The sequence below is a fragment of the uncultured Holdemanella sp. genome, from assembly GCF_934772795.1.
GTDB lineage: Bacteria > Bacillota_I > Bacilli_A > Erysipelotrichales > Erysipelotrichaceae > Holdemanella.
The window spans coordinates 1-2,526 of sequence record NZ_CAKVMR010000113.1 but is presented as its reverse complement, the minus strand read 5'-3'; the positions used below and the strand labels follow the sequence as shown (position 1 = coordinate 2,526).

General features: G+C 34.1%; 3 protein-coding genes and 4 tRNA genes. 2 read left to right on the top strand and 5 right to left on the bottom strand.

All coding sequences use genetic code 11. The features are described from left to right. Position 1: 1 nt before the first annotated feature. The 5 genes from Q0F04_RS11685 to Q0F04_RS11665 all read right to left on the bottom strand — a co-directional run bounded on the left by Q0F04_RS11685 (position 2) and on the right by Q0F04_RS11665 (position 835). A tRNA-Gly gene (locus Q0F04_RS11685) sits at positions 2-75 on the bottom strand. Between the two features lie 9 nt (positions 76-84). After that, positions 85-160 (bottom strand) — tRNA-Gln (locus Q0F04_RS11680). A 5-nt stretch (positions 161-165) separates the two neighbouring features. Further along, positions 166-249 (bottom strand) — tRNA-Tyr (locus Q0F04_RS11675). A 7-nt stretch (positions 250-256) separates the two neighbouring features. Further along, positions 257-332 (bottom strand) — tRNA-Val (locus Q0F04_RS11670). Positions 333-370: 38 nt separating this feature from the next. Then, a complete protein-coding gene (locus Q0F04_RS11665) occupies positions 371-835 on the bottom strand; it encodes a hypothetical protein (RefSeq protein ID WP_295753488.1) in 465 nt (154 codons plus the stop codon). Between the two features lie 79 nt (positions 836-914). Here Q0F04_RS11665 and Q0F04_RS11660 point away from each other — a divergent pair, with 79 nt between their 5' ends. Both Q0F04_RS11660 and Q0F04_RS11655 read left to right on the top strand, forming a co-directional pair. Next, a complete protein-coding gene (locus tag Q0F04_RS11660) occupies positions 915-1,883 on the top strand; it encodes a rod shape-determining protein (RefSeq protein ID WP_295753485.1) in 969 nt (322 codons plus the stop codon). A gap of 155 nt (positions 1,884-2,038) precedes the next feature. Continuing rightward, positions 2,039-2,188: a hypothetical protein gene (locus tag Q0F04_RS11655; protein ID WP_295753483.1), complete on the top strand. Its 150-nt coding sequence runs from the start codon at positions 2,039-2,041 to the stop codon at positions 2,186-2,188. Positions 2,189-2,526 lie beyond the last annotated feature (338 nt).

The window sequence follows — 2,526 nt, the reverse complement described above, 5'->3', positions numbered from 1 at the left end:
ATGGAGCAGGTGATGAGAATCGAACTCACGTAGTCAGCTTGGAAGGCTGAAGTTCTACCATTGAACTACACCTGCAACAAATAATGGCTGGGGTACCTGGATTCGAACCAGGGAAATGCAGGAGTCAAAGTCCTGTGCCTTACCGCTTGGCTATACCCCAATAAGTGGTGGAGAAGGACAGATTCGAACTGCCGAACCAAAAGGAACTGAGTTACAGTCAGCCGCGTTTAGCCACTTCGCTACTTCTCCATCAGCATGGTGGAGGTTAACGGGCTCGAACCGCTGACCCTCTGCTTGTAAGGCAGATGCTCTCCCAACTGAGCTAAACCTCCATGTTTTTTCGTTGCAAACTCGTTTGCGCTCATTTATATTACCAAAGGATGTTGGGGATGTCAACGGAATTTTTAATTTTTTTTATAAAATTTTCGAATTTAAGTTCAAGAGCCCTTATATAAAGCTTTTTTATCATTTTATCATTGATTCTTTTTTGTTCTTCACACAAATATCCATTGTGTACAACATACATTTTTGTCAAAATCACCGAATATTTTTTACCAAAAACAATCTTTTCTTGAATACAATCCAACCGTTTAATCAATTGAAAATCTGAAACATAATGAATATACGTATTATAATACTGACAATATTCCTTTAATTGATTCGACTCATTTGGAAAAACAATATATATAGGAATGCCTGCATTCTGAAATGTAGGACTCCACAATAAAAATAAATCATGATAGCCAAGCGTTTTTTCTAATTCAATTGAATCTAGCACCACCAAAAGCGATGTATCCTTTATATTCGGTATTTGTATTTTTTCAATTTTGTTCATTTATTTACGTAGGAATGCATGCATATTGTATCACAATTTAACCTGGTGTAAAATAAAGGCATATATTAGGAGGGGTTACATGATTCAAATGGGAATTGATTTGGGCACAAACTACATCCGACTTTGTACACAAGAAGATGGTCTATTATATAATGAACCATGTATGGTTGCACTTGATGGGAAAAATCATGTTTTAGGTATTGGTGAAGACGCTAAGGATTTAATCGGATCCATGGATCCAAACATTAAAATAATATCTCCTTTGCGTGAAAATCCAATTAACTTTGACGTTCTAGACATACTACTAGAACAACTACTATATGAACACAAAGCATTTCGTATGTTTCAAAAAACAGTTTTGTTGGTAAGCTATCCAACTAGCTTCAGTAAAGAATCATGCGACATATTAAAGGAACACCTTGAAGATTTGGGTGCTTACCGCGTTTATTTTGAACAAGAAATCTGGATTGCGGCTATTGGCGCAAAACTCGATTTGTTTCTACCCGTCGCTAGCTGTGTATTAAACATTGGTTCTTCAAACTGTGATATCGCAATCTTCCAAAATGGCAAGATGATCAAAAAATCTCGCTGCAACGTATCTGGAAGCACAATCAACATCGACATTAAAAACTGGCTATTTAACTCCTACAACATGAATGTATCGACAAAACAAGTTGAAAAAATCAAACGTAAGATAGGACAAGTTAATATTCAACAAACCCCTAAAAGTCTTGAAGTCGTTGGTATGGACCAAAATAGTCATGTACTTAAATCCGTAATCATTAATGAAAATCAAATGGTCGGAATTCTAACACCCTTAGTACAACAATGGGCCAATTGGATTCTACAATTCTTATCTAGTTTGCCAATCACAATGCAGCAAGATGTAAAAACTCGCGGAATCATATGTTGTGGCGGATCTATGTTGTTGAATGGACTACCATCTTATCTACAAAACACAATAGGGTGCCCAATCTTTGTCACAGACGATCCAATCAATACAGTTTCTGCAGGATTAATAATTCTTTTATCACGTATGGAAGATTAAGCTCAATTTAAGGATTACATTTTAATATATAATCAGAAAACAGCAAAACACTTATTCATATCCTATTTCCTTTTCTCTTAACGCTGTTTCTAAAGCTCCTAATGGGAGCTTTTCTTTTTTGTGTGTTATAATTTATTTTATCAGGAGGTTTTTTCATGAACAAAAATATAATATCTTCAATCTTATATCTAATCGCAGCCATCTGCTTATTTATATTTGCCTATAATCTCACATATACATTCCTATATATAGGTATCTTATTTTTAGCCATCGCAACAATCTATTCAAAGAAGGTTAAAAAATAATGAAAAGAAAAAACAGCAACAACACATGGCTATATACAATCTGCATTACTTTGATAGCTGTAGTATTCGGATTTTTATCCTTTATACCTGTAAATATAGAATTTATTAAGCCATTTATTGTATATTTTGATCCAACCAAATTACTATCAAACTTACCACTATGGATTTTCATAAATAGTATCATAGCCCTATATTCACATTCTGAAAGAACATCTATGTTAAATACGTCCCTATTCAACATTGTTTGTTTTGTAAGTTATTGTCTATTCTCAATGATTCTTACACACACAATACCAAAAGATATGTTTCTAACATGGATACTATTCACTTTAATTTGG